Consider the following 25,872-nt stretch of genomic DNA (forward strand, 5'->3'; position numbering starts at 1 on the left):
GGTCAGAGCGCGCCGGGCCGCAACGACGCGCAGGCGCATTCGCGCTCCTCGGCGAGCAGCGGGACCAGTTCGTCGAGCACGCCGTGCAGTCGCCCCAGGCTGGTCGCGAAGGCCTCCATGACTTCGTGCTGGGTCACCCCGTTGCCCTCCTCGACACCGGCATCGAGATCGGTGACCAGCGACAACGGCGTGTAACACAGCCCGAGTTCACGAGCGAGGACGACCTCGGGATGCGCTGTCATGCCGATGGTCGACCAGCCCTGGGCCGCGTACCACTGGGACTCGGCCCGCGTGGAGAACCGGGGCCCTTCGATGACGACCTGCACACCACCGTCGACCGGCGGCCAACCGCACTTCTCGGCCGCCTGCAACGCCGTGCGGCGACCTGTTGGGCAGTAGGGGTCGGCGAACGAGGCGTGGGCGACGCGGGGGCAGTCGAAATAGGTCTGGACGCGGCTCGTCGTACGGTCCACGAGCTGATCGGGTACGACGAGACTGCCGGGCGGAATCGACGGGGTCAGGCTGCCCACCGCGCCGACGCCGATGATCTGCTGGACACCGGCCGCCTGCAGCGACCACACATTCGCGCGGTAGTTGATCCCGTGCGGGGCGTACTGGTGGTGGCGGCCGTGCCGGGGCAGGAAGGCGACCTCGCGGCCGCCCAGCCGGCCGATGGTGAGTGCCGCACTGGCCTTGCCATAGGGAGTATCGGGAAACTCTTCCCGAGCGTCCGTGAACAGCGAGTACAGGCCGGACCCGCCGATGATCCCGATCTGTGGCCGGGACTTGGTCATGTCAACTCCTGTGATGGATGGGGCAGGGCGGACCTGGTTTCCGGAGGCGACGCGATCGCCCGGGCCGCCCTGGTGAGCAGATCGAGGTCCTTGCAGAAGGCGAAGCGTGCGAGCTCCCGGTACGGCTCGGGATCCCCGGCGAACGCACTGGTCGGGATCGCCACGACACCGCAGCGTGCGGGCAGGTCCCGACAGAACCGGGCGCCGTCGCCCCGCCCCGCCGTCGCCACGTCGGCCTGGAGGAAGTAGCCGCCCTCCGCACGGATCACATCGAGACCGGCCAGGCGCAGGCCCTCAGCCAGCACATCGCGCTGCTGTTGAAGGCGCTCCCGCAGGCCGGCGACCCAGCCCTCCTCGTGATCGAGTGCCCAGGCGACGGCGCCCTGCAGGGGAGCCGCACCCGCGAAGGTCAGGTACTGCTTGACCGACCGCAACGCGCGGATCAGGTGGGCAGGACCGCACGCCCAGCCCACCTTCCAGCCAGTGAGGCTGAAGGTCTTGCCCGCGGAGGACACGGAGATGGTTCTCTCGCGCATACCGGGCAGGCCGGCGAGCGGGACGTGCAGGGCACCGTCGAAGGTCAGGTACTCATACACCTCGTCGACCACCGCGATGAGATCGTGTCGCCGGCAGACCTCGGCGATGATGTCCGACTCGTCTCGGGTGAAGACCTTGCCCGTGGGGTTGTGCGGGGTGTTGAGCAGCAGGACGCGGGTGCGGGACGACAGAGCCCGGTGCAGGTCCTGCGGATCGAAGACGAAACGCCCGGCGCTGGGGCGCAGCGGTACCCGACGGCACACCGCGCCGGCCAGTTCCGCGGCCGCCTGGTAGGAGTCGTAGCAGGGGTCGAAGACCACGATCTCGTCGCCCGGGTCGCACAAGGCCAGCACGGCGGCGGTGACGGCCTCCGTGGCACCGGTCGTCACGACGATCTCGTCGACGGGGTCGTACGAGCTGTCATGGCGTCGAACACGCTGGCGGGCGATGGCCTGCCGCAGGACCGGCGCGCCCGCGAGGGGCGGGTACTGGTTCACGCCGGAAGCCAGTGCCTGCCGGGCCCGGCTGATCACTGACGCCGGGCCATCGGAATCGGGGAAGCCCTGGCCGAGGTTGATCGCGCCCGTCCGCTGTGCCAGTTCGGTCAGTTCGGTGAACACGGTCGTGCCCCATGCGGCAGTGCGCCGGGCGGCGCGCACCGTGACATCCGCGGTCATCGGCCGATCTCCTCGGCCAGGTCGAGCAGGTTGCGATAGCGAGGATGGTCCGCAGCGGGCGAACGGTCCGGGCCGTTCGGCGAGCCACACTCCTCCGGCCGTGCCACCCATGCCGTGCGCCACCCCGCGGCCCGCGCGGAGTCGAGCTCCGGCACGCTGTCCGAGGCGAACAGCACTCGGGCCGACGGGGTTTCGATGCTGCGGGCAATGCTCCGGTACGAGGCCGTGGACAGTTTGCCGCCGGCGGAACTCGTGTCGAAGTAGCCGGTGAGCCACGCGCGCAGGTCGCCGAACTGCGTATGTGCGAACAAGTCCTGCTGCGCCTGGACGGAACCGGACGAGTAGATGTAGATCCGCGCCTCACGCCCGCGCCAGGTGCGCAGTGCGGGAAGCGTGTCGCCGTACACATGCCCCGACAGGTCGCCGTTGACGTACCCCTCGTGCCAGATCAGTCCCTGCAGGGCCTTGAGGGACGCGTGCTTGCGGTCGGAGTCCGCCCACTCGACCAGAGTGGCCACCGTGGCCTCGTCGTCGCCGCCCGCGGGGCGGCCGCAGCTGCGGTCGACCTCGTCGAGGAGCGCACGCGTCTGCCTTTCGTCGCCGTGCCGCGCCACCCACTGCGCCAGCCGGGCCCGCGCATAGGGGAAGAGCACGGCGTGGACGTGTTCGACGGCGCTGGTGGTGCCTTCGACATCGAGCACCACTGCGTCGGTCATGTCGCAGCCCCCACCGCCGCGTTGAGGTCATCCAGCGTCGGGAAGCGGCTCGCGATGCTGTCGGGCAGAAAGTTCCCGACCCAGCCGTCCTCCTCCTGGAAGAAGCGGATGGCAGTGAAATCAGGGCTGTTGCCCATGTCGAACCAGTGGACGGTGCGCGCAGGCACCGAGATCAGGTCGCCGGCAGTGCACACCATGGCGTAGACGAAATCCTCGACGTGCAAGTAGAAGCAGCCGGAACCCTCGACGAAGAACCGCACTTCGTCTTCCGTGTGGAAGTGCTCTTCGAGGAACTTGGTCCGTGCCGCACGCGCCCGCGCGGGCCACTCGGGGTCACCGGAGTCGGGCCGCAGCCGGGCCACGTCGACCAGGCGGTAGCCCCCCTTGTCGGAAATGCGGTCGACGTGGGGCCGGTAGGCGTCCAGGATCGCCTCGGCGTCCGCCCCCTCGGCCAGATCGCGGGGGGCCTCCCACTGCTCGAACTGGACGCCGATGCCGTCCAGTTCCGAGCGGATGCGCTCGGCGGACCGCGTGCGCAGCTGCACCGACCGCGGCTGGTCCACCGGGATCACGTGAAGGTGGGTCACCGTATGTCCTCACTCTGTTCGGTGGCGTTGCCGGCCAGCAGAAGGAGCCGGCACAGCATCTCGACGCATTCCATGCGGTTGGTGGCCTCGGTGAGATCGCGCCCCCAAGTCGTCACGCCATGACGGGAGATGAGCAGTGCGGGCACCGCCGGGCCCGCTCCCGTGCCCAGATGGGCCACGACATCCCGGGCGATGCGCGGGACGTCGGCCCAGTTGGCGAAGACCGGCACCGAGACGTGCGAGGCGTCGGGTACGCCGAGCCCTTTGGCCAACTCCCAGTCGATGAAGTCGACCCGGCCCGCGGCGTGGCCGTGCGAGGCCACCGTGGTCGCGTACGGGGCGTGGGTGTGCACGACCGCACCGGCGCCCGGAACCGTCCGGTAGACGGCGAGGTGGATGGAGGTCTCGGCCGACGGGCGCGCCTGCTCATCGGCGAGCGGCGCGCCGTCGGCGAGCGAGACGGCGACGGTGTCGGTGCGCGACATCGTGCCCTTGGCGCGTCCACTGGCCGAGATGAGGACGTGGTTCCCGGCCCGCACCGACACGTTGCCGGCGGTACCCGGCATCCAGCCGCGCCGGAACAAGTCACGGCAGACGGCGGCGATGTGGCCCCGCTCGGGTTCAACGCCGGCCCGCAGCGGCGCCTCGGCGGTCTGGTTCATCTGCGCTCCCCTGCTCACGGTGCTCCGAATGCTTTGGTGAACCAATCGTGGAAGGCTTCACCGATGTGATGCTCATGCGGCACGAGGACTCCGCCGGGCTCGTACACACGGGACTTCATGTTGACCTGGCAGCGCTCACAGGCATCGAAGTCCTGCTGGTTGATGCGGTGGAACAGCTCGACCGAATGGTCCAGCTCCGGCCCGGAGTCCGGCACGTCCTGGGCGTACAGCCAGTCGCACTCGACGATCGTCCGGTCGACCGCGACGGGGAACATCCGGTGGAAGATCACGTGGTCCGGCACGAAGTTGATGAAGACCTGCGGGTTGATGGTGACGCCCCAGTACTTGCGGTCCTGCTCCTCCGTGACGCCGGGAAGCTTGCCGAAGCCGCCGGTGCCGTCCACGGTGAACGCCTCGGCGTCCTCACCGAAGCTGATGCCGCGGCCCACGTAGTGCTGGGCGGCGTATCCCTTGGCGTACTCGGTCACCACGCCGACGAACTCCGGGTGGATGGAGGCGCAGTGGTAGCACTCCATGAAGTTCTCGACGACGATCTTCCAGTTGGCCTTCACCTCGTAGCTGATGCGTCGGCCGACCTTGAGGTCGGGAATGGCCCAGCTGCCGACGGCCTCCTCATCGCCGAACCGCTCCGTCACGGTGCGGCTGACCGTGTCCTCGAACGACGGCGGCTCCTCGGCGAGACAGACCCATGCGTAGCCGAGGTACTCGCGCACATGGACTTGCTTGAGCCCCCATTCGAGCGGGTCGACGTCGGGCATCTTCGCGATGTGCGGGGCGGTGACGAGCCGGCCGTCGAGGCTGTACGTCCAGGAGTGATAGCTGCAGCGGAAGTTGCGCTTGACCTGACCGAACTCCTCCGGGCAGAGACGGGTGCCGCGGTGCCGGCAGACGTTCAGGAACGCGCGCAAGGTCCCGTCGTGGGACCGGACCACGATCACGTTCTCCTTGCCGACCTGGGCCGTGCGGTACTTGCCCGGCGCATCCAGGTCGGAGAGATGGGTGAATCCGTACCAGAACTGGTGGAAGAGCCGGTCCTGCTCCAGGTCGAAGATCTGCGGGTCGCTGTAGTAGCGCCCGGGGAGCGTCGCCATCAGGCTGGGCGGCAGGAGGGGAGCCGTCATGTCGTCCTCTCTTGGGTGTCGGTGCGTGGTGGCCCTGGGCCGGGGTCAGGTGGGGGACTCGGCCGACCACACGATGAGCGCGTCGTACAACTCGTCGCCGGCAATGGGGCACAGCCGGCTGGAGGTCAGCCGCAGTCCGGCCGCGCCGACGGCGGCAGCGACCAGTTCCTCGGTCAGATAGGTGTTGTCATGGCCGGCTGAGGCGATGTACGGCTCGCTGCGGATCCAGTCCGCGCCGATGGCCTTTCCGCCGGCGCGCAGATGACCGCTCAGCCGCTCGAAGCACGCGAGGTAGCCGTCGGTGGTGGGGGACAGGCCGAAGAGGCCGAACTCCGTGATGAGGTCGAAGCGTTGCTCGGCGAAGCTGTCGGGCCAGGCGCGCATGGCGTCGAAGACGTGGTAGCCCGCCATGCGGGAGCGCATGCGGGCGAGGTGCCCGACGTCGCGACCGTGCCGCTCGAGTACCTGCTCGAAGGCGCGGGGAAGTTCCTCGCCCTCCACCACGTCCCGCAGCACGGCGAGGGCTTCGGGGGATGCGTCCGAGCTGTGGATCGACCGGATGTCCGACAGGGCGATGGACCAGAACAGCGTGCAGGGCCCTGCCCCCAGATCGAGCCAGTCGCCCTTGGCGTCGGACGCGGCCAGGGTGTCGAGGATGTCTTCGGTCCCCATGCCCGGACAGAAGTCGCCGTGGAAGAAGTCGGCGAAGTATCCGCGGTAGTGGGCGAGTTGGGTGGGGTCCAGGTCCAGCAGGCGGTCCGTCACGAGTCCTCCCGGCGGTCGGTGGCGGAGGAAGCGGGGCGCAACAGCGTGATCATTCGCGCCGATCCCGGCGTCCACGGGGCGCCGGTGTAGTCCCGGGCCGTCCGATCGATGTACAGGTCCGCGCGGTCGGCCATCGCTTCCACCTCGGGGCGCCGGTAGCGGCGCAACCGGATCGAGGACTGCCACTGCTCCTGTACGCGGTCGCCCTCGCCCCGCCGGTAGAGATAGTCGATCCGCATGTGGGTCCCCTCGTCGTGCTGCACGCGCGAGCGCTCAAGCCAGCCGGAGGGCGCGATGTCGCGGCGCCACTCGGTCACCGGCAGTCCGTCCGGGAGCGCCGGGTCGAAGTAGTCCGGAAGGGCCGAAGTCCCCTGTCCGCCCGGCGCGTTGTCGGGGCCGAAGCTGTGCAGGTCGAGCAGGAGCGAGCCGCCCGGGGCCAGGTGGTGGGCCAGGCGCCGCAGGGCACGCTCGGCGTCCTGGTGGCTCTCCACCAGTTGGAACGCCTCTTGGGGCACGATGATCAGATCGAAGCGGCGGCCGAGGTCCAGCTCCCGCAGGTCCGCCTGGACGGCGGTGACCAGGGCGTTCGCCCCGGCTGCCGCGATGCGGTCCCGGACCCGTCGGACCATGGCGGGTTCGAGATCGACGCAGACCGTCTCGCGGCCGGCGGCGATGAGCCAGTCCGTATTGCGCCCGGCCCCGCAGGGAATCTCCAGGATCGATGTGGTGGTGTCGGTGACCAGGCTTTGCAGGAAGGCCTGGTCCACCGTGGTCCGGTACTCGACTTCGTAGTACCGGGCCCGCTGTTCGTACCCGGCCTCGGGGACGGGCCCGCTGGTGGCAGTGGAGGGAGTGGCCATGTCAGTGGGCTCCCGCCGGTGCGGCCGCGTCTGCGTGGACCATGTGCCGCTCGATCTCGTGATGCGTGATCCGCCCGCCGTCAGTGATCATGCCGCTCGCCGCGGTGGGTGCGGGCACGCCCTCGTACAGGGAGTTGCCGAGCTCGATGAGGTAAGGGGTGATGAGCGGACTGACGGCCCGGGCCGCGGTGTGGGGAACGGAGCCTGGCATCGCGTCGATCTTGCAGTGCAGGACACCGAACCGTTCGTAGACCGGGTCGGTGTGAGTGGTCTGGCTGTGGAACGTGGGGAGGTATCCACTGCCGTAGCCGACGGTGACGTCCACGATCATCGAGCCCGGCCTCATCCGGCGGACCAGGTTCTCGTCGATCATCGGCGGGGTGTCGTAGGTCGAGATCAGAATCGCTCCGACCACCAAGTCGGCCTGCTCCACCTCCCGTTCGAGGGCGTCCGGAGTGTTGAGGCGGCAGGTGACACCCGGCACGGACGCGGCGAAGCGGCGCAGACGTTCGCGGTTGGTGCCCAGGACGACGACCTCGGCGCCCAGTGCGTGTGCCGTACGGGCGGCCGCCGCACCGGCATTGCCGTAACCGATGACGAGGACACGTGGCGGCTTCACGTAGGAGACGTCCGCCAGCAGCACGCCCGAGCCGCCCATGTGGCTCTGCAGGTGGTAGGCCGCGAAGAGAACGGCGAGCTTTCCCGAGATCTCGCTGTCGGGTACGGCCAGCGGGAATATGCCTTCGGGGGTCTTGAAGAATTCGTATGCGTAGGCCTGGGTCTCCGTTTCCAGGAGCCTCGAGGTGAGTTCCGGATTTCCTTCGGCGTGGAAGAAGGCGCCGAGGCGCAGTCCCTTGCGCAGGTACTTGTACTCGTCCGGTCCGGGCGCCTTGTACTTGAGCACGAAGTCGCTCTCCCGCCACGCCTGCTCGGTCGTGACGATGTTCGCGCCGGCCTCTTTGTAGGTCAGGTCGGACGCGCCGGTCTCCGCGCCTGCTCCCTCCTCCACGAGCACGTCGAATCCGGCGTTCCTGAACTCCGTCACCTGGTCGGGCAGGATGATGACGCGCTTCTCGCCGGCTCGCGTCTCCTTGAGTACGGACACCCTCTTGCTCGTGGCCATGCTTCCCCTTTCACTGCATGAGTCGGGCGTGCTCAGTTGGCTCGTGCTTGCCTGATCAAGTCAGGGAGACGTGGGTCAGGCGGGGTTGATTCCGCGCTTCAGTTCGGCCACCTGCACCTGCTCCGGGTTGAATGCCTTGCGCAGCACGGGAATGGCCTTGCGCGGGTCGGAGTCGCCGCAGGTGAAGATGTCGATCGCCGCATAGCCGTTCTCCGGCCAACAGTGGATGGACAGGTGCGACTCGCTGAGCACGGCAACCCCGGTGAGGCCTTGCGGTGCGAAGCGGTGCAGCTTCAGTTCGAGCAGGGTGGCGCCGCAGGCGTCGACCGCGTCACGCAGCGCCGCGGAGACTATGTCCTCGTCGTCGAGGTGCTCCGCCCCCCAGAGGTCGAGAGTGATGTGGATGCCTGCGTAGGAAAGCCCGTAGTCGTCCATGCGGTACTCACCGGGCAGCTTCTCCACGGACTCGGGTGCGACCGTCATGTGTTGCTCCTCCTGTTGCCGGGGCGGGGCCAGTCAGGCGCAGATGCAATGGACGCACTGACTTCCGCAACGCGGAATCGAAATTCCGTTCCTGCGCTGCGGTATCACTGAAGCAGGGGGGCATAATCGGCAGCTCTCTTCTCGCTAACGACCCGCTCTCGATGGCCCCGGCAAGGCACGTTGCCGGGCCGCTCGCCTTGCGTGCTCCGTCAGACGGGAAGACGCTGCCGTACGGGAATCCAGGCACCCATCACACGAGGGAGGCCCACACCATGAGCTACGACCGCACCGTGCGCCTGCGCAGTGAGTTCACCGCCACCGTGAAGGCCGTCCGGGAGGCACTGGCCGAGCAGGGCTTCGGGGTGCTCACCGAGATCGACGTACAGGCCACCCTCAAGGCCAAGCTCGGTCATGAGATGGAGGACTACCTGATTCTCGGTGCCTGCAACCCGCCGTTGGCGCACCGGGCGTTGGAGGCCGATCGCGCCATCGGGCTGCTGCTGCCGTGCAATGTCGTGGTGCGCACCGAGGGCGATTCCACCGTCGTGCAGGCGCTCGACCCGGCCGCCATGGTGGCCTTCACTGGGCTGCCCGCCCTCGAGCCGGTCGCCGCCGAGGCCACCCGGCGGCTCGATGCGGCGCTGGCCTCGCTGACCTGACGCCGGGTCGAAGTCGGCCTGAAGTCGGGCTGTGGGCCTGGCAGTTCAGGTTCCCGGCTGCCCGTTCGCCCGGACAAGGCCGGTCTCGTACGCGGTGACCACCGCCTGCACCCGGTCGCGGAGCTGGAGTTTGGCGAGGATGCGGCCGACGTGTGTCTTGACGGTGGTCTCGGAGAGGAAGAGGCGTCCGGCCAGTTCGGCGTTGCTCAGGCCCTGGGCCAGGAGGCGCAGGACCTCGAGTTCGCGCGGGGTCAGCGATTCCAGGTCGCGGTGCAGGCCGGTCGCCTCCGGGTCGGCGGCAGCGGCGGTGCGGGCGTGGCGCTCGACCAGGCGGCGGGTGATGGCCGGGGCGAGGAGCGCGTCACCGGTGCGGACCATGCGTACGGCGGCGACCAGGTGCTCGGGGGTGACGTCCTTGAGCAGGAAGCCGCTGGCCCCGGCCGAGAGGGCCGCGTACACCAGATCGTCGAGGTCGAACGTGGTCAGCATGATCACGCGGGGTGCGTCGGCGGCGCCGGTGAGGATGCGGCGGGTGGCCTCCAGGCCGTCGAGGCCCGGCATTCTGATGTCCATCAGGACGACGTCGGGGCGGGTGCGCCGGACCGCGTCCACGGCCTCTGCGCCGTCGGCGGCCTCGGCGACCACGTCGATGCCGTCGGCCTTGAGGATCAGGCGGAAACCGGTGCGGACGAGCGCCTGGTCGTCGGCGACCACTACGCGCAGGGGGTCGGTCACGTCGTCTCCAGGGGGATGCGGGCCTCGACCCGGTAGCCGCCGGTGAGGCGGCGGCCGGTGTGCAGGGTGCCGCCGTAGACGGTGAGGCGCTCGCGCAGGCCGAGGAGTCCGTGGCCGTTGCCGGTCGCCGCGGCGGCGGAGGGGCTGCCTCCGGAGTCGGTGATCTCGACGTGCACGTGGTCGTCCCGGTAGGCGAGGGTCACATCCGCGCGGGCGCCGGTGGCGTGCTTGACGGTGTTGGTCAGGGCTTCCTGGACGACCCGGTAGGCGGTGAGCTCGATGCCGGAGGGCAGGTCGCGCGGGGTGCCGGTGGTGGTGAGGGTGACGGGGACGCCGGTGTGGCGTACGCCCGCCACCAGGGACTCCAGTTGGTCGAGGCCGGGTTGTGGGGCGAGGTCGGCGGTGCCCGCCGGGTCCGTGGCGTCCTCGGCGTTCATCGTCAGCAGGCCCATGGTGTGCCGCAGTTCGGCCAGAGCGGACCGGCCGGCGGCCTCGACGGCGAGGAGGGCCTCGTGGGCCTCGGCGGGGTCGATGTTCATGACCTTGCGGGCGGCGCCGGCCTGGATGGTCATCATGCTGACGTTGTGCGTGACCACGTCGTGCAGCTCGCGGGCGATCCGGGCCCGCTCCTGCTCGGTCGCGCGGCGCAGCTTCTCGCTCTGCTCGCGTTCGAGGGCGGACATCCGTTCCTGGCCCTCGGCGGTCCGCAGCTTCCAGGTGCGCAGTCCGTGGGCGGCGAAGATGAGCGGGATGAGGATGAGCAGCGGGACGTACTGGGTGGGGACGATGGGCGGGCGCGCCATCACGCCCATGATCCGCGTGTGGTCGTCCGTGCCGACGGCCGTCACGGTCACGGCGAGCGTGGCCAGGGTGGCCGGCCGGTAGGGGCTGTAGGCCGCGGCGGTGTAGGCGGCGATGACGACCGCGTAGAAACTGAGCCGCTGCGCCTCGGGCGGGGTGAGCGCCGCGGCGCACGTCACGAGCCACAGCACGCCGAGCGGATATCTGCGGCGCAGGACGAGGGGCGCGTACGCGAAGACGGTGAGCAGCACCGCCACTACCAGGCTGCCGCTGCGGGAGAGCTGCCCGAACGGGCCGATGCCGCCCGCCGAGTCGTGGATCAGATCGGCGCCGTTCTCCGCGGCCCAGTACAGGACGTCCAGGCCGACGGCCAGCGCGAGCAGCGCGTCGAAGACCAGGCCGCGCCGGGTGGGGCAGGGCAGCGGACCGGTCGGGCGGCGCAGCAGCGCCATCCCGTCCCGCAGCCGGTCTGCCACTGACGCCATGTTCACCGCTCAATTGTCGCCGACCGCGCGGGTGCCCCACATCCCTCCCAGTGATCACGGTGATCACGTCACGTACGCCTGTCGACTACTTCTCAAGGAGGACCCCATGGGCCCCTCGTCCGTGCGCCGTACCGGATATGGCTCGGGCTGCCGACGCGGCACCGGCCTGCCCGCTCCTAGCGTCGAACGGGCCGCCCGACCGGGCAGCCCGCACGGACCGAAGGAGACCCTCATGCCCAGCACACCGGTGATCGAGTTGTGCGAGGTGAGCCGCAGATACGACGCGGCCGCCGAGGGGCCGCCCGCACTGTGCGACGCCTCGCTGACCGTGCACCGCGGTGAGGCCGTCGCGATCCTCGGGCCGTCGGGCAGCGGCAAGTCCACGCTGCTCAATCTGATCGCGGGTCTCGACCGGCCGGACACGGGCACCGTCACCGTGGACGGCGTTCGCGTGGACAGGCTCGGCGAGGCCGCGTCCGCCCGCTACCGGCGCGCCAAGATCGGCATGATCTTCCAGTTCTTCAACCTCCTCGACGACCTGACCGTCGCGGACAACGTGGCCCTGCCCGCCCAACTGGCCGGCATGTACCGCGCCACCGCCCACCGCCGCGCGGCGGAGCTCCTGGAGACCCTGGGCATCGACCGGCACGCCCGCGCCTACCCCGGCCGGCTCTCCGGCGGTGAGCGCCAGCGCGTCGCGGTGGCCCGAGCCCTGATCAACCGGCCGCCCCTGCTCCTCGCGGACGAGCCGACCGGCGCCCTGGACTCGGCCTCCGGGCAGGACGTACGCGGGCTGCTGAGCGAGCTGCACGCCGACGGTCAGACCGTCGTCCTGGTCACCCACGATCTGGCCCTGGCCCGGACCTGTGCGACGCGCACCATCGAGGTGGTCGACGGCCGGATCGCCGCGGACGGCATCAACGTACCCGCAGAGGCCGTACGTTGAGCGCGCTGAGCCAGGTGGTCCGCTCCGGCGCGGGACGCCGCCGGGTGCAGAGCATCGTGATCGCGTTGGCCGCGATGATGGCCGTGGCCGCATCCGTCCTCGCGGGATCGCTGCTCGTGGCCTCCAGCGGCCCCTTCGACGACGCCTTCGCCCGCCAGCACGGCGCGCATCTGTCCGTGCAGTACGCCGCGGGGGCCGGTGGCGAAGCACAGTTGCGGGCCGGCGCCGAAGCGGCCCAAGTGGCCGCATCCGCAGGCCCGTTCCGTACGACGACGGCTCTGTCGGTGGTGGCGGAGGCGACGGTTCCTCCGGTGCCGGGAGTGCAGGCTCCCTCGGTCCAGGGGAAGGCGACGGCCGCCTCGGGGCCGGACAGCGGGGCTCCCGAACTGCCCATGACGATCGTCGGGCGGGCCGGGCCCGACGGCGATGTCGACAAGCTCGCCCTCACCGACGGACGCTGGGCGAACCGGCCCGGCGAGATCGTCCTCGCCGCCACCTCCGGAGGCTTCCCGGTCGTGGGCGCGAAGGTCAACTTCCCCGGCCTGCCCGGCAGTCCGTCCCTGAGGGTGGTCGGCACGGCCCGTTCGGCCACCGGGACCGCCGAAGCCTGGGTGACCCCGGCGCAGATCGCCGCGCTGACACCACCCGGCCGGGCGCCCGGACTCCAGATGCTCTACCGCTTCGACCGCGCCGACACCGCCGCGCAGATCGCCGCGGGACGAAAGGCCGTGACCGCGGGCCTCCCGGCCAAGGCGGTGGCCGGATCGCAGTCCTGGCTCACGGTGAAGAAGCACGTCGAACGCGACACCGCGCTGTACGTGCCCTTCCTCATCGCGTTCGGCGTCCTCGGTCTGGTCATGTCGGTGCTCATCGTCGGCAACGTGGTCGCGGCCACCGTGGGCGCCGGGCTGCGTCGGATCGGCATCCTCAAGGCGCTCGGCTTCACTCCGGCCCAGGTGGTGCGCGCCTACATCGGGCAGGCGCTGCTCCCGGCGACGCTCGGCACGGCCGTGGGGGTGCTGGCGGGCCATGTGCTGGCGATCCCGATCCTCGCCGAGGCCGAAAACGCCTACGGCACCTCCGAGTTGGGCATCGCCCCCTGGATCGACGCGGCCGTGATCGGCGGCGTCCTCGGCCTGGTGACGGTGACCGCATGGGCCAGTGCGGCCCGGGCAGGGCGGCTGCGTACCGTCGACGCCCTCGCCGTGGGCGCCGCCCCGCGTCCCGCGCGCGGCCGCTGGGCGGTGCGGCTGACCGGGCGCCTCCCGCTGCCCCGTCCGGTCGGCCTCGGCCTGGCCCGGCCCTTCGCGCGGCCCGCCCGCACCCTGGCCATGGGGACCGCGATCCTGTTCGGGGCCGCCGCGGTCACCTTCACCGTGGGCCTCGGCTCCTCCCTCGGCGAGATCATGACGGCCCGCGACCACGGCGCCGCCGACGTGACCATCGGCGTCCTCGGCCCACGCCACGGCCCGGGCGCCGCCCGCGACACGAAACCGGCCGCCGACCCGGGCAAGGCGATCGAGGCGCAGCCCGGCACCCGCGCCCACTACGGCACGGCGACCACCTGGGCCACCGTCGCCGGGGCCTCCGGGAGCACCACCGTCACCGCGTTCACCGGCGATGCCTCGTGGGGCGGCTACGCCATGGTCTCCGGCCGCTGGCTCACGAAGCCGGGCGAGGCCGTTGTCCCGACCCCCCTCCTGACCACGACCGGCAAGCACGTCGGCGACCGCCTCACCCTCAACGGCCGCAAGGGCCCGGTCACTTTGCGCATCGTCGGCGAGGTCCTCGACCCCCGCTACGACGGCATGCAGATCTTCACCGACGCCGCCACGCTGCACACCGCCGAACCGGACCTGACACCCACCGCCCACCACATCGCCCTCAAATCCGGCACGGACGCGGCGAGTTACACGGACACCCTCAACCGGGACCTGCGCCCCCTCGGCCTGACCGCGCAGGTCGGCAGCTCCGAGGGCAGCAGCGAAATGGTCGTCACCCTCAACGCCCTGTCCGCCCTCCTGACCCTGATGCTCGTCGCCGTCGCCGCCCTCGGCGTCCTCAACTCCGTCGTGCTCGACACCCGCGAACGGGTCCGCGAGCTCGGCATCCACAAGGCGCTCGGGATGACCCCACGACAGACCATCACCATGGTCCTCACCTCGGTCGTGGCAACGGGCCTGACCGGGGGCGCCCTCGGCGTGCCGCTCGGCGTGTTGCTGCACCGCTGGATCATGCCCGCGATGGGCGAGAGCGCCGGCCTGACCCTGCCCGAGTCGGTCATCTCGGTCTTCCAGGCACCGCAGTTGCTGCTTCTCGGGCTCGGTGGTCTGGCCATCGCGGTACTCGGCGCGCTGTTGCCGGCGGGGTGGGCGGCGCGGGCTCGGACGGCTGTCGCGTTGCGGACCGAATAGGCGGGCGGAGGCGCGCGGCCCGGCTCGCGTGATTGCGGGCCGGGCCGGCTGCGCATCCTTGAGGGCCGGGCCGACTGCGTGGCCGCGTACTCCCGTAGTTGGTGTGGCGAGAATTTCGCAGGCGGGGGCCTCCGTAGATCTCCGCGACTGTCTGAACGGGCCTCGGTGTTGGGCCTGGCGACGTCCGGAGGCCGGGGTGAGCAGTGTCGCCCCCGAAGAACCCCTACCCGAGCCTCAGTTGGCCGCGTACTTCTGCAGGAACAACGCTTCCGTCACCGAAAGCCGCTCCAACTCCTGAGGCGACACGCTCTCGTTCACCGCGTGGATCTGCGCCTCCGGCTCGCTCAGCCCGATCAGCAGGATCTCCGCCTGCGGGTAGAGGGAGTTGAGGGTGTTGCACAGCGGGATGGAGCCGCCCTGCCCCGCGTACTGCATCTCCTCACCGGGGAACGCCACCGCCATCGCCTCGGCCATCGCCGCGTACGCCGGGCTCTTGGTGTCCGCGCGGAACGGCTGGCCCTGCCCGATCTGCTCCATCCGCACCTGTGCGCCCCACGGGGTGTGCGCCTCGATGTGGGCCCGCAACAGCTTGGTCACGGCGGCGGCGTCCTCGCCCGGCGGCACCCGCAGGCTGATCAGGGCGCGGGCGCTCGCCTGCACCGACGGCGTCGCGCCGACCACGGGCGGGCAGTCGATGCCGAGGACCGTGACGGCCGGGCGGGCCCAGATCCGGTCGGCGATCGTGCCGTCACCGATCAGCTCCACGCCGTCCAGGACCTTGGCGTCCTTGCGGAAGTCGTCCTCCGGGTACTGCAGCCCGTCCCAGCTCTGCCGGTTGTCGAGACCGTCGACGGTCGTCGATCCGTCCTCGGCGCGCAGCGAGTCCAGTACGCGGATGAGCGCGCCGAGCGCGTCGGGCGCAGCCCCGCCGAACTGGCCGGAGTGCAGATTGCCCGCCAGGGTGTCGACCTCGACGCGCAGCATCGTCATCCCGCGCAGTGTCGCGGTGACGGTGGGCAGACCGACGCGGAAGTTGCCGGCGTCGCCGATGACGATCGTGTCGGACTTGAGCAGCTCCGGGTGCGCCTCGGCGTACTCCTCCAGACCGCCAGTGCCCTGCTCCTCCGAGCCCTCGGCGATGAACTTCACGCTCACCGGCACCCCGCCGTTCGCCTTCAGGGCGCGCAGCGCGAGCAGGTGCATGATCACGCCGCCCTTGCAGTCGGCCGCACCGCGCCCGAACCAGCGGCCGTCGCGCTCGGTCAGCTCGAACGGTGGGGTCTGCCAGGCCGCTTCGTCGAGCGGCGGCTGCACGTCGTAGTGCGCGTAGAGCAGCACGGTCGGCGCACCCTCGGGGCCCGGCAGCAGGCCGTACACCGACTGCGTGCCGTCCGGGGTGTCGAGCAGCGCGACGTCCTGGAAGCCCTCGGCGCGCAGGGCGTCGGCCACCCAGTTCGCGGCGGCCTCGCTCTCGCTCTTCGGGAACTGTTCGAAGTCCGCGACCGACTTGAACGCCACCAGTTCGGTCAGCTCGGCCTTCGCGCGGGTCATCAGCGAGGCGACGGTCTCTGCGATCTCGGTCGGCGTCATGGGCACGCTCCTGGTGGGTGCGACGTTGTCTGTGTGTATGCGTGTGCGGCGTGGATGTTCGTACACCGAATACGCTGCCGATCTTCCCATAACGGGGGCGGGTCGGCGCCCGCCGTAGGATGCGGTGGACGCGACAGTGGACGTGTCACCGAACACGTCGGCAGACGTGTCGGTGGACGTGTCAGCGGATGTGACAAGACGTGACAACAGCAGCGGCGCAAGGCCAGCTGGATCGGAGCGGCAGCCCATCGTGAGCAGCGAGAACCCGAGCGAGTACGCAGGCGACGAGGCCCCTGACGCGGCGGCGGAGCAGCCCGACGCCGAGGTCGCGGAGGTCTCGGAGGTCGCGGAGGGCGTCACCGACGACGGGACCGGCGAGATGGACGAGGCCGGCGAGATGTGGGACGTCGTCGTGGTCGGCGCCGGACCCGCGGGCGCCTCGGCCGCCTATGCCGCGGCCGTCGCGGGCCGCCGTGTGCTGCTCCTGGAGAAGGCCGAACTACCCCGCTACAAGACGTGCGGCGGCGGCATCATCGGCCCCTCGCGCGACGCCCTGCCGCCCGGCTTCGAACTGCCGCTGCGCGACCGCGTACACGCCGTGACCTTCTCCCTCGACGGCAAGTTCGCCCGCACCCGCCGCTCCAAGCAGACGCTCTTCGGCCTGATCAACCGGCCCGAGTTCGACCAGCAGCTCGTCGAGACCGCCCAGAAGGCGGGCGCCGAACTGCGCACCGGCGTCACCGTCTCGCGCGTCGAGCAGCACGGCCCCGCGGTGCCCGACCGGCGCACCGTCGCGATCGTCCTGTCCGACGGCGAGACGGTCCTGGCGCACGCGGTCGTCGGCGCCGACGGCAGTGCCAGCCGGATAGGAGCACACGTCGGGGTGAAGCTCGACCAGGTGGACCTCGGCCTGGAGGTCGAGATCCCGGTGCCGGACTCCGTCGCGGAGGACTGGGCGGGCCGCGTGCTCATCGACTGGGGCCCCATGCCCGGCAGTTACGGCTGGGTCTTCCCCAAGGGCGACACCCTCACCGTCGGCGTGATCTCCGCGCGCGGCGAGGGCGCGGCGACCAAGCGCTATCTGGAGGACTTCGTGGGACGGCTCGGCCTCGCCGGGTTCGAGCCGTCGATCTCGTCCGGGCATCTGACCCGCTGCCGCACCGAGGACTCGCCGCTCTCGCGCGGCCGGGTCCTGGTGTGCGGTGACGCGGCGGGGCTCCTCGAGCCGTGGACCCGGGAGGGCATCTCGTACGCCCTGCGGTCCGGGCGGCTCGCGGGGGAGTGGGCGGTACGGATCGCCGAGGCGGGCGACGCGGTGGACGCGCGCCGGCAGGCCCTGAACTACGCCTTCGCCATCAAGGCGGGGCTCGGCGTGGAGATGAGCCTCGGACGGCGGATGCTGACCGCGTTCGAGCGCCGCCCCGGTCTGCTGCACGCGGCGATCACGGGTTTCAGGCCCGCGTGGAACGCCTTCGCACGCATCACGCGGGGCTCGACCTCGCTCACCGAGATCGTCCGGGACCATCCGATGGCGCGGCGGGCGCTGTCTCGGCTGGACGGGCGATAACTTCGCAACTCCGGCTCAGGGAGGGGTGCTTGGGGCTGCGGGGCTTGCCGGAACCCGCAGACCCGCCTACTTGTCGACGGTGATCCGGAACACCGGGTGGTCGGCGGCGCAGGCGATGACCTCCTCGTCGGTGGACTTGGCGGTCACGCCCTGGAAGTACTGGTTGACCTCCCAGCCCCACTTCTCCAGATAGCTGCGCAGGATCGGCAGCTTCGCGGCGCCGTCCGCCTCGTCGAGCTCGACCGCGGTGAAGGTGCGCACCTTGCGGCCCACCCGCAGCTCGCCGCCGCCGGCGACCCGCATGTTGCGCACCCACTGGGAGTGGCCGCGGGCGGAGACCAGGTACTGCACGCCGCCGTGGGTGTGCAGGTTGACGGGGATGCGCTGCATGTTGCCGCTCTTGCGGCCCCGCACGGACAGTTCGGCGGAGCCCATCAGGCTGACGCCGTGGCGGGCCAGCCAGCCGACGAAGTTGTTGAAGCGGTTCGCGGTGCGGCCGGCCTGCAGGTAGTAGGGCTGGGGCGTGGGCTGCGACGGGGACTGCGACATGGTGACCTCCGCTGAGTGATGTGAGTACCGAGCCTGTGTGAGCACCGGCGTGAGCACCGCCCCAAACTGTGAGCACTGCTCTCGCTTGAGAAGAGTGTTCCACGGGGCGGTGCGCCAAAGCAAGAGCAGTGCTCTCGAAAGTTGTCGGCGCTCACGTTTCGGCGCACTGCTCTGGCAGACTGTCCGCATGACTGCCGCACAAGGAGCCACCCAAGGAGCCCGGGCCCGCGCCCGCGTAGAGGTCACCGCCGCCATCAAGGACGAGGCCCGCAGACAGCTCGCCGCCGACGGCGCCGCCAAGCTCTCCCTGCGCGCCGTCGCCCGCGAGCTCGGCATGGTCTCCTCCGCGCTCTACCGCTACTTCCCGAGCCGCGACGACCTGCTCACCGCACTCATCGTCGACGCCTACGACTCCCTCGGCGAGGCCGCCGAGTCCGCCCGCACCGAAGCCGCCAAGACCACGCGGGGCAGGGGCGCCCCGGCCGAGCACTGGGTCGCGGTCTGCCGTGCCGTACGTGCGTGGGCGCTGGCCCATCCGCACGAGTACGGCCTCATCTACGGCTCGCCCGTGCCCGGCTACACCGCCCCGCAGGCCACTGTCGGCCCCGCCTCACGAGTCGGCCAGGTCCTGATCTCGATCGCCCGGGACGCCCATCGCAGCCCCGACGGCCTGGCCGTCGCGAAGCTGCCCCCGACGGTGCACGCAGAGGCCGAGCGGCTCACCGCCGACATCGCCCCCGACCTGCCACCGGCGACCGGCCTGGCGCTGGCGCGTGCCTGGTCGCAGCTGTTCGGGATGGTGTCCTTCGAGCTGTTCGGCCAGTTCAACCGCGTGATCGAGGACCGGGCGGCGTTCTTCGGGCATGCGGCGGGGCAACTGGCGTACGAGGTGGGGCTGGTGGGGCCGGGCGTCCGCGGATGAGCAACGCGAGATCTGTGGAGGTCGACGCCCTCGTCCGCCGGCTCACCGACGAGGACCGCGCGGCGATGGGTCTGCTCGACCTGCGGCAGCTTCAAGTCGAGCAGGCCGGTGTCAGCGAAGAGATCGCTCGACAGATGCTGCTGCCGAGGCACGGCGTCGTGTCCTGCCTACGCATGTGGCACGTCACCATCGGCGACATGGAACAGGATTGGCGGACCAACAACTCCTACATGGTCTACGAGTACTTGAACGACCTGACCGTGCGGGACAAGTTGGAGGGGTACGTCGAGGCGCTGCCCGACCCGGTCGCCGCGAAGGTCCGCCGTACGCTCGACGCGTTGGACGAGCGATACATGAACGTCACCACGGCCGACGGCGGTGCCGAACTGGCCTACTACTGGCGGGCCTTGGCGGATGGCCGCGAGACCCGTTGGTGGTGGCTGCGCAAGCCGGTCACCCTGCCAAGGGGTTGGTGAACGAGCAGCGTCGGCCGTCAGCTTGCCCGGATGAGGAATCGCTGGTCGGCCGCGCCGGTGCACCGTTCCTCGACCGCTTCGGCGCCGTCTGCGGTGTCGTTGCCGGCGATGCCGACGCAACGCGTGCTGGTGGTCGGGCGGAGCCGGAAGGCCTTTGAGCCGGCGGCGACGGGTTCCAGGCGGAAGAGTGTGGCCTGGGCGCAGTCGGTCCGAGGTTCGAGCATGCCCCTCACCGGGCCGTCACTCATGATCGTCAGGCATCCTTTCCCGTGTTCGGGATGATGCCACTGGATGCGGTACAGATCTTCCCCGACCGGCTCGACGTAGGTGCGCGGCACGGTGGCCTGCGAGCACAGCAGTTGGACGGCAACGGCGCTGTCGTAGGCGCCGTCGCGGTCACGGCCGTCGGTCAGGCAGAGGTCGGGCGTCCGGGCGGGGCGGATGGTGACCCAGCCGTCGGCGGGCGTCGCGGCCGCAGGTGTCCCCGTTCCGTGCGAGCCGCTGGGCAGTAATCGCCATGCGCCCAAGGCGAGCAGGGGGAGGGTGAGCAGGGCGGCGAGCATGATTCTCGGGCCCTTGGCCCAGCGCGGCCGCCATGCCGTGGGGCGCTTGATCTGTGCTTGCGGGGGCCGCGGCTCAATACCGGTCCCGGTCCTGCTATCGGTCCTGGTGCCGGTATCAGCAGCGAGCGCCGCCGCGATCCGATCCCTGGCACCCAGCCAGGAACCGACCTGCGTCTCGTCTCCGCAGGCGCGCACGAAAGAGGCCAGGACGTCGGGGCGAGGAAGGTTGGTCCGCCGCAGGGTATCGGCCAGTGTGCTGCGGGCCAGCACACTGCCGCTTCGGCCGGCCCGTTTCTCCAACTCGCGATAGGTGAGACCCGAACGCTCTTTGAGTCTTTGCATCAGCACGACCAGGTCGGCAGCGGTCTGGGCGGTATCCGGCGACAACTCCTCCAGGTTTCCCACGCAGGCCATCGTGCTGGCGGCGTGACAGGCGGGGCAATGCTGGATTGCGCCTCGTACCGCTGTCCGAAACGCCGGCCGGACCTGCCTCCGCATGTCTCAGGCTGTGGCCCCGCCTTCGGCGAATCCACAGCCACCGACCATCCCGTCATGCGTACATCGGCCCCGAAGCAGTTGGCATGGGCTCGCTCCGCCGGGCCACGGAGCTCAGCCCGCTGCCTGCTTCGCCGGACGTGGTGTTCCTGTCGGTGGGGCGGGGGCCCGCAGGAGGTCTCGCCAGTCGGCAGGCCAGTTGGCCAGTGCGAGGATGCCCATGATGACGAGGTGGGTCGGCGCGGCCCAGCTTTCCACCGCCGGGTCGTGGTTGACCATGTGGGTGGTGGCCGCGCCGGTGAGCACGAACATCAGCGCCGTGGCACCCAGGAAGCGCGCCCGCTTGTCGGGGATCACCAGCAGGACGGCGGCCACAGCTTCCAGGGCACCGACCAGGAAGCGCATCCAGGACGGGTATCCCCACTCGGCGAACTTCACGGAGTACGCCGAGCTGAATATCGTGTCGCCCGGCCAGAACTTGGTTACGGCGCCCAGAGCGAACTCAAAGGCGAGGAACCAGTACAGGCCGGTCATGAGGCGTTTCGACATCTCTTTCCCTTCGGAGGGGTGGGCAGGACGATGGGTCTCGGGCTTCTTCGTGTTCTCGACGGCGCGCACATGCTCGCGCCTGTGGCTGTAGGCAAGTCGTCGTATGCGACGCGGGCGGTGAGGTCGTCGGCGTAGGAGGGCGACCCGGCTCTTCCAGGCCGCCCCCGCCGACCCGCACTGCTGTGAGACGACGATCGCGGCTACTCCGCGTAGGGCTGGTCGGTTCCTTGGGCGCTGTGGCCGAGACTCCAGATGTAGCCGTCCGGGTCGGCGAAGGTGGCGCCGTATCCGCCCCACGGCAGAGCGCCGGCGGGCTTGAGGACCGTGGCGCCGGCCTTCTCGGCCTCAGCCATGATCTCGTCGACCCGCGTCTCACTGCGGACGACGTAGGTCATGACCAGTCCGCTGAAGCCACTGCCTTCCTGGGCCGTGCCCACCTGGTCTGCCAGGCCTTCGCGGCTGTAGAAGCCGACCGGCGAGGCGCCGTCCGATGCGAAGAACACCGAGATGCCGAAGTCGCTCTGGATCTTCCAGCCGAGCCCCTCGGTGTAGAACTGCTTGGCCCGGTCCATGTCCCGGACACCGAGAAGGATCGAGCTGACGTGTGCCTTCATGTCTTGACTCCCTGTTCATGGGTGGTTGTTGGGGAATCCGGGCAGGGCCCGGACGCCGGCCCGGCGCGGGTGTTCGCCGGTGAATCCGTGGGGTCTGGCCGGAGGTGTGACACGGACCTGCGGGAATCAGTCGTCGGGCCGAACCAGCGGCCAGTCGACCGGCACCTGTCCCGCGTCGGCGAGGTGGACCAGCAGCGTGGCCAGGGCGACCTCCGCGACGATCTCCACCACATGGGCGGGTTCGATCCCCATGCCGGGCTCGGGCTCCCCTCCCTTCAGCAGCGCCGCGGTGAGGGCCAGCGCGGCGGCCGCCTGCGGATCGCCGGACTCGCCGCGACGGGCACGCTCGGCCTCCTCCTCGCTCAGCCCGGAGACCTTCGTGCCGACGTAGGTGTGCGCCGACAGGACGTACTCGCACGAGTGGTGCTGAGCGACGAACAGGTCGACCCGTCGCCGTACCGCGTCGGGCAGGCATCCGCGCTCCCGCAATGCGAGCCCGAAATCCAGGTAACCCCGCAGGACGGCCGGATTGTTGGCCATCGCCCGCGACAGGTTCGGGGTGAGCCCGCAGGCGCTCTGCGCGAGGGCCAGCAGTTCTGCCGTCTCACCGGTGGCGGTCTCGGGGTCGATCAGGGGAAGTCCGTTCATGAGGAGGATCTTGGGCGCCCGGGTTGATAGATTCGCGATGCGTCCGCAATGGGTGCGCTATCGGGGGGAGTTCGGTGCGGTTCTCGATCCTCGGTCCGGTCGAGATATCGGACGATGACGGGCCCCTGGCCGGGACCGCGCCCCGCCATCGCGCTGTCCTGGGGTACCTGCTGCTGCACGCTGGAACGGTCCTCAGCGCCGACCGGTTGATCGACGCGGTCTGGGGCCTGACGCCGCCCGACACGGCGCGGGCGCAGGTGCATGCCGCGGTGACGGCGATCCGCCGGGTCCTGCGCGGCACCGGGACGGCGGAGGTCCTGGAGACCCGGCCGTCCGGCTACGTGATCGTTCCGCGGCCCGGGCAGCTCGACTCGAGGGAGTTCGACGCCGCCGTCGCCGATGCGTCCGCGGAGGAACCCGAGAAGGCCGCCGTGTTGCTGCGCGAGGCGCTGACGATGTGGCGCGGTCAGCCGTTCGCCGACGTCAACGCCGACTATGTCGCCGATGCGCGGGCCCGGCTGCTGGAGCGCCGCCTCGCCGCAGTCGAGCACCTGATGGAGCTGGAGCTGTCGCTCGGCCGCCACCGGGAGGTTCTCGACGAGCTGTCGGCCGAAGCGGCAGCCCACCCCTTACGAGAGCGGCTCTGCCGTCACCTGATGCTCGCCCTGCACCGGGCGGGCCGCCAAGGCGACGCCCTGGGTGCGGGCCGCCGGTTCCGCCGCAGGCTCGCCGAGGACCAAGGGCTGGACCCGGGACGGGCCTTCGTCGTCCTGGAGCAGTCCATCCTCAATGACGATCCGGGCCTGCACCTCACGCCGAGCCCGCCCCGACCGGCACCCGCCATGGTGAGGCGCGCGAACTTCCTGCCCTTCGACATCCCGGACTTCGCCGGGCGCGACGACGAACTCGACCGCCTCGGCGCCGCGTCCGGCGTGGTGACTCTCGCGGCCATCGACGGGATGGCCGGCATAGGGAAGACCGCGCTGGCCGTCCATGCCGCGCACCGACTGGCCGACGCCTATCCGGACGGGCAGTTCTTCGTCGACCTGCACGCGCACACCGCCGGGCAGGCACCGCTGGAGCCCGAGGCGGCGCTGGAGGTGCTGCTGCTCCAACTCGGCCTGCCGGCCGAGGCGATCCCGTCCGGCCTGGTCGGCCGCTCGGCGCTGTGGCGGTCGGGACTGGCGGGCCGGCGCGTCATCACCGTCCTCGACAACGCGGCCAGCGCCGACCACGTCCGGCCGCTGCTGCCGGGGGCGACGGAGAGCCTGGTCCTCATCACCAGCCGACGGCGCCTGTCCGACCTGGACGGCATCGAGGCGCTGACGGTGGATCTGCTGCCTGCCAGGGACGCCGTCGAACTGTTCACCCGGATCATCGGGGAGCGGGCGCATGCCGAGCCGATCGCCGTCCTCGACGTGCTGCAGCTGTGCGGGTTCCTTCCGCTGGCCGTCCGGATCGCGGCGGCGCGGCTGCACAACCGGCCGCGCTGGACCGTCCAGTACCTGGCGGGCCGGCTGCGCGACCAGAAGCGGCGGCTGACCGAACTGTCGACCGCGGAACGCGGATTGACCGCCGCCTTCGCCCTGTCCCACCAGTACCTCGACGAGGACCAGCAGCGGATGTTCCGCCTGCTCGGTCTCCATCCCGGGCACGACGTGGATCCCTACGCGGCGGCGGCTCTGGCGGACACGACGCTGGACCGGGCCGAGGATCTGCTGGAGGACCTGCTCGACGCGCACATGCTGCAGCAGCACGAACCGGGCCGGTACACCTTCCACGGACTGCTGCGCGAGCACGCCCTGGCCACCGCGGCGGCGACGGAGTCCGAGCAAGCCAGGCACGACGCACTGACCAGGCTGTTCGACCACTACCTCTACACCGCGCGCACAGCCATGGACAAGATCCACCCCTACGGTGCCGGCCAGCGTCCGGTGATCCCGCGACCGGACACCCCGCTCGTCGACCTGGCGGATCCGGCCGCGGCGACCGTCTGGCTCGAAACGGAACGTGCCAACCTGATCGCCTCGGGAAGCCACACCGCCGAGCACGGCTGGCCCCTCCACACCGGGCACCTGGCATCGATCCTGCGGCCCTACCTCGGCCATGCCCACCAATCCGACGCCCTGGCCGTGCACGCCCAGGCCCTGCAGGCGGCCCGGACTTGCGGCGATCGGGCACGCGCCCTCACCGACCTGGGATGGGAGTGCTGGCGCCTGGGCCGGTACACCGAGGCCATCACACACTCGCAGACCGCGGTTCAACTGGCCCGCGAGAGCGGGGACCGTCTCCTTGAATCACGCGCCCACAACACCCTCGGCAACGTCCTGTGCAGGCAGCGCGACTACCCCACCGCCCGCGATCACCTCGAAACCGCGCTCACGCTCTGCCGCGACAGCGGCAACCGGATCGGCGAAGCGCACGTCCTGGGCAACCTCGCCGCCGTCTACGAGCGGCAGGGCCTGCTCGACGCCGCGCACCGGCATCTGACCGACGCGCTGGCCCTGCACCGCCTACTCGGCAACCGTGGCGGCGAGGCCTCGGTCCTGAACGGCCTCGGCGGCATGCACCGCCGGACGGGCAGCTACGAGGAGGCCCGCGCCCACTACCAGCGGGCCAAGGACCTTTACCACGACCTCGGTTACGTCAGCGACCAGGCCGAGACACTCAACGGCCTCGGCGACGTGGCCCGGGCGGCCGGCGAACCCGCGCGCGCCCTCACTGAACACCTGGCAGCCCTCGGCCTGGCCCGCGACCACGGCAACCTCCCCGAACAGGCCCGCGCCCACGACGGCCTGGCCCGCGCCCACCAGGCTCGGAACGACACCGGCCAGGCCCACGCCCACGCCCTCCAGGCCCGCGAGCTCTACACCGCCCTGGCGGTTCCCGAAGCCGAGGACATCGCGGAACTCATCCGGGAGCTGGCTCCCTGACCGTCATCCCGCACCGCCGCCGCAGGGCGAACCACGCCCGACAGCACTCACGTGAGCACTTCGCCTGGTTCGGCGACCGGACGGCCCGGTGTCCGCCACGACGCTCAGGAAGCAGGACGAGGCCCCCCGGCCCGAAACCGCTCCACCCCCACGATGTGCCGCACCTTGACCGGCCGCACGATCACCGCGACCCGTTCCTCTCCCGGCATCAGCCACTCGAAGCGCTCGCTGCCCAGGTACTTCCGGGCCAGGCGGTCCATCTGCCCGCGTGCCTCCTCGCCCTCGATGAAGCGGGCCACCTCGCCGCTGATCTGTACGCGGTCGAAGGGGTCGGTGGCGTCGGCGTGGGAGAGGTAGACGCGGGGGTCGCGGCGCAGGTTTTCCTCCTTGACCCGGCCCACGGAGGTGTTGAACATCAGCTCCCCGTCTCCCTCAAGGTCCACCCACATCGGGCTGACCTGCGGCGCCCCGTCGGCGAACACGGTGCCGACGTACCAGATGTTGGGGGCCACAAGGCGGGCGCGGACGGCTTCGTCGAAGATCGCAGTCATCCGAGCAGGCTAACAATCAAGAGAGGGGA

26 protein-coding genes are annotated in these 25,872 nt (G+C 70.6%); 7 read left to right on the forward strand and 19 right to left on the reverse strand.

Annotated elements, in window-relative coordinates; all coding sequences use genetic code 11:
• Positions 1–2: 2 nt before the first annotated feature.
• The 10 genes from OG430_RS44330 to speD form a co-directional block, all read right to left on the reverse strand.
• Positions 3–794, reverse strand: coding sequence for an S-methyl-5'-thioadenosine phosphorylase (locus tag OG430_RS44330; RefSeq protein ID WP_327358348.1), 792 nt, complete (start codon positions 792–794; stop codon positions 3–5).
• Positions 791–2,008, reverse strand: a complete 1,218-nt coding sequence (locus OG430_RS44335) for an aminotransferase class I/II-fold pyridoxal phosphate-dependent enzyme (protein ID WP_327358349.1) — start codon at positions 2,006–2,008, stop codon at positions 791–793. The genes OG430_RS44330 and OG430_RS44335 overlap by 4 nt, the downstream gene beginning before the upstream one ends.
• Positions 2,005–2,724, reverse strand: a complete 720-nt coding sequence (mtnC, locus tag OG430_RS44340) for an acireductone synthase (protein ID WP_327358350.1) — start codon at positions 2,722–2,724, stop codon at positions 2,005–2,007. Before mtnC ends, OG430_RS44335 begins: the two co-directional genes overlap by 4 nt.
• Entirely contained in the window at positions 2,721–3,311 is a 591-nt protein-coding gene (locus OG430_RS44345; protein ID WP_327358351.1) for a 1,2-dihydroxy-3-keto-5-methylthiopentene dioxygenase, read from the reverse strand. Before OG430_RS44345 ends, mtnC begins: the two co-directional genes overlap by 4 nt.
• Positions 3,308–3,973, reverse strand: a complete 666-nt coding sequence (mtnB, locus tag OG430_RS44350; RefSeq protein ID WP_327358352.1) for a methylthioribulose 1-phosphate dehydratase — start codon at positions 3,971–3,973, stop codon at positions 3,308–3,310. The genes OG430_RS44345 and mtnB overlap by 4 nt, the downstream gene beginning before the upstream one ends.
• 14 nt (positions 3,974–3,987) lie before the next feature.
• Positions 3,988–5,115, reverse strand: coding sequence for an aromatic ring-hydroxylating oxygenase subunit alpha (locus OG430_RS44355; RefSeq protein ID WP_327358353.1), 1,128 nt, complete (start codon positions 5,113–5,115; stop codon positions 3,988–3,990).
• Between the two features lie 45 nt (positions 5,116–5,160).
• Positions 5,161–5,880 carry a class I SAM-dependent methyltransferase gene (locus OG430_RS44360; RefSeq protein WP_327358354.1) on the reverse strand — a complete coding sequence of 240 codons (720 nt, stop codon included), beginning with the start codon at positions 5,878–5,880 and terminating at the stop codon, positions 5,161–5,163.
• Positions 5,877–6,740, reverse strand: coding sequence for a class I SAM-dependent methyltransferase (locus tag OG430_RS44365; protein ID WP_327358355.1), 864 nt, complete (start codon positions 6,738–6,740; stop codon positions 5,877–5,879). The genes OG430_RS44360 and OG430_RS44365 overlap by 4 nt, the downstream gene beginning before the upstream one ends.
• Position 6,741: 1 nt before the next feature.
• Positions 6,742–7,863 carry an NAD(P)-dependent oxidoreductase gene (locus tag OG430_RS44370; protein WP_327358356.1) on the reverse strand — a complete coding sequence of 374 codons (1,122 nt, stop codon included), beginning with the start codon at positions 7,861–7,863 and terminating at the stop codon, positions 6,742–6,744.
• Positions 7,864–7,938: 75 nt separating this feature from the next.
• Positions 7,939–8,346 carry an adenosylmethionine decarboxylase gene (gene speD / locus OG430_RS44375; RefSeq protein WP_327358357.1) on the reverse strand — a complete coding sequence of 136 codons (408 nt, stop codon included), beginning with the start codon at positions 8,344–8,346 and terminating at the stop codon, positions 7,939–7,941.
• Between the two features lie 272 nt (positions 8,347–8,618).
• On the opposite strand from speD, the gene OG430_RS44380 reads away from it, so the two are divergent.
• Positions 8,619–9,005: a DUF302 domain-containing protein gene (locus OG430_RS44380; RefSeq protein ID WP_327358358.1), complete on the forward strand. Its 387-nt coding sequence runs from the start codon at positions 8,619–8,621 to the stop codon at positions 9,003–9,005.
• A gap of 45 nt (positions 9,006–9,050) precedes the next feature.
• Here the strand turns inward: OG430_RS44380 and OG430_RS44385 are convergent, their stop codons facing one another.
• Entirely contained in the window at positions 9,051–9,740 is a 690-nt protein-coding gene (locus OG430_RS44385; protein WP_327358359.1) for a response regulator transcription factor, read from the reverse strand.
• Positions 9,737–11,026 carry a sensor histidine kinase gene (locus tag OG430_RS44390; protein ID WP_327358360.1) on the reverse strand — a complete coding sequence of 430 codons (1,290 nt, stop codon included), beginning with the start codon at positions 11,024–11,026 and terminating at the stop codon, positions 9,737–9,739. Before OG430_RS44390 ends, OG430_RS44385 begins: the two co-directional genes overlap by 4 nt.
• Before the next feature lie 232 nt (positions 11,027–11,258).
• On the opposite strand from OG430_RS44390, the gene OG430_RS44395 reads away from it, so the two are divergent.
• Complete coding sequence (locus OG430_RS44395; protein ID WP_327358361.1) at positions 11,259–11,972, forward strand: ABC transporter ATP-binding protein; 714 nt, start codon at positions 11,259–11,261, stop codon at positions 11,970–11,972.
• On the forward strand, positions 11,969–14,386 hold the full coding sequence (locus tag OG430_RS44400; RefSeq protein WP_327358362.1) for an ABC transporter permease: 2,418 nt from the start codon (positions 11,969–11,971) through the stop codon (positions 14,384–14,386). The genes OG430_RS44395 and OG430_RS44400 overlap by 4 nt, the downstream gene beginning before the upstream one ends.
• Positions 14,387–14,620: 234 nt before the next feature.
• Here the strand turns inward: OG430_RS44400 and OG430_RS44405 are convergent, their stop codons facing one another.
• Positions 14,621–15,976: a dipeptidase gene (locus OG430_RS44405; RefSeq protein ID WP_327358363.1), complete on the reverse strand. Its 1,356-nt coding sequence runs from the start codon at positions 15,974–15,976 to the stop codon at positions 14,621–14,623.
• 379 nt (positions 15,977–16,355) lie between these two features.
• Here OG430_RS44405 and OG430_RS44410 point away from each other — a divergent pair, with 379 nt between their 5' ends.
• Positions 16,356–17,543, forward strand: a complete 1,188-nt coding sequence (locus tag OG430_RS44410) for a geranylgeranyl reductase family protein (protein WP_327359474.1) — start codon at positions 16,356–16,358, stop codon at positions 17,541–17,543.
• A 66-nt stretch (positions 17,544–17,609) separates the two neighbouring features.
• Here the strand turns inward: OG430_RS44410 and OG430_RS44415 are convergent, their stop codons facing one another.
• Entirely contained in the window at positions 17,610–18,092 is a 483-nt protein-coding gene (locus OG430_RS44415; protein ID WP_327358364.1) for a nitroreductase family deazaflavin-dependent oxidoreductase, read from the reverse strand.
• Positions 18,093–18,279: 187 nt separating this feature from the next.
• Between OG430_RS44415 and OG430_RS44420 the strand changes: the two genes are divergently transcribed.
• Together OG430_RS44420 and OG430_RS44425 are read left to right on the forward strand one after the other, a co-directional pair.
• Positions 18,280–19,014, forward strand: a complete 735-nt coding sequence (locus tag OG430_RS44420; protein ID WP_327358365.1) for a TetR/AcrR family transcriptional regulator — start codon at positions 18,280–18,282, stop codon at positions 19,012–19,014.
• Positions 19,011–19,490 carry a hypothetical protein gene (locus OG430_RS44425; RefSeq protein WP_327358366.1) on the forward strand — a complete coding sequence of 160 codons (480 nt, stop codon included), beginning with the start codon at positions 19,011–19,013 and terminating at the stop codon, positions 19,488–19,490. The genes OG430_RS44420 and OG430_RS44425 overlap by 4 nt, the downstream gene beginning before the upstream one ends.
• Positions 19,491–19,507: 17 nt before the next feature.
• Here OG430_RS44425 and OG430_RS44430 read toward each other — a convergent pair whose 3' ends face one another.
• From OG430_RS44430 to OG430_RS44445, 4 genes are all read right to left on the reverse strand, one after another.
• Entirely contained in the window at positions 19,508–20,467 is a 960-nt protein-coding gene (locus OG430_RS44430; protein ID WP_327358367.1) for an RICIN domain-containing protein, read from the reverse strand.
• Positions 20,468–20,662: 195 nt separating this feature from the next.
• Positions 20,663–21,097, reverse strand: a complete 435-nt coding sequence (locus OG430_RS44435) for a DoxX family protein (RefSeq protein WP_327358368.1) — start codon at positions 21,095–21,097, stop codon at positions 20,663–20,665.
• 200 nt (positions 21,098–21,297) lie between these two features.
• The gene (locus OG430_RS44440; protein ID WP_327358369.1) at positions 21,298–21,711 is read right to left on the reverse strand and encodes a VOC family protein; all 414 of its coding nucleotides are present in this window, start codon (positions 21,709–21,711) and stop codon (positions 21,298–21,300) included.
• Positions 21,712–21,837: 126 nt separating this feature from the next.
• Positions 21,838–22,359, reverse strand: a complete 522-nt coding sequence (locus OG430_RS44445) for a carboxymuconolactone decarboxylase family protein (protein ID WP_327358370.1) — start codon at positions 22,357–22,359, stop codon at positions 21,838–21,840.
• 74 nt (positions 22,360–22,433) lie between these two features.
• Between OG430_RS44445 and OG430_RS44450 the strand changes: the two genes are divergently transcribed.
• Positions 22,434–25,292: an AfsR/SARP family transcriptional regulator gene (locus OG430_RS44450; protein WP_327358371.1), complete on the forward strand. Its 2,859-nt coding sequence runs from the start codon at positions 22,434–22,436 to the stop codon at positions 25,290–25,292.
• A 104-nt stretch (positions 25,293–25,396) separates the two neighbouring features.
• Here the strand turns inward: OG430_RS44450 and OG430_RS44455 are convergent, their stop codons facing one another.
• A complete protein-coding gene (locus OG430_RS44455) occupies positions 25,397–25,843 on the reverse strand; it encodes a TIGR03618 family F420-dependent PPOX class oxidoreductase (protein ID WP_327358372.1) in 447 nt (148 codons plus the stop codon).
• Between the last annotated feature and the right edge of the window lie 29 nt (positions 25,844–25,872).

The organism is Streptomyces sp. NBC_01304 (genome assembly GCF_035975855.1).
Classification (GTDB): Bacteria; Actinomycetota; Actinomycetes; order Streptomycetales; family Streptomycetaceae; genus Streptomyces.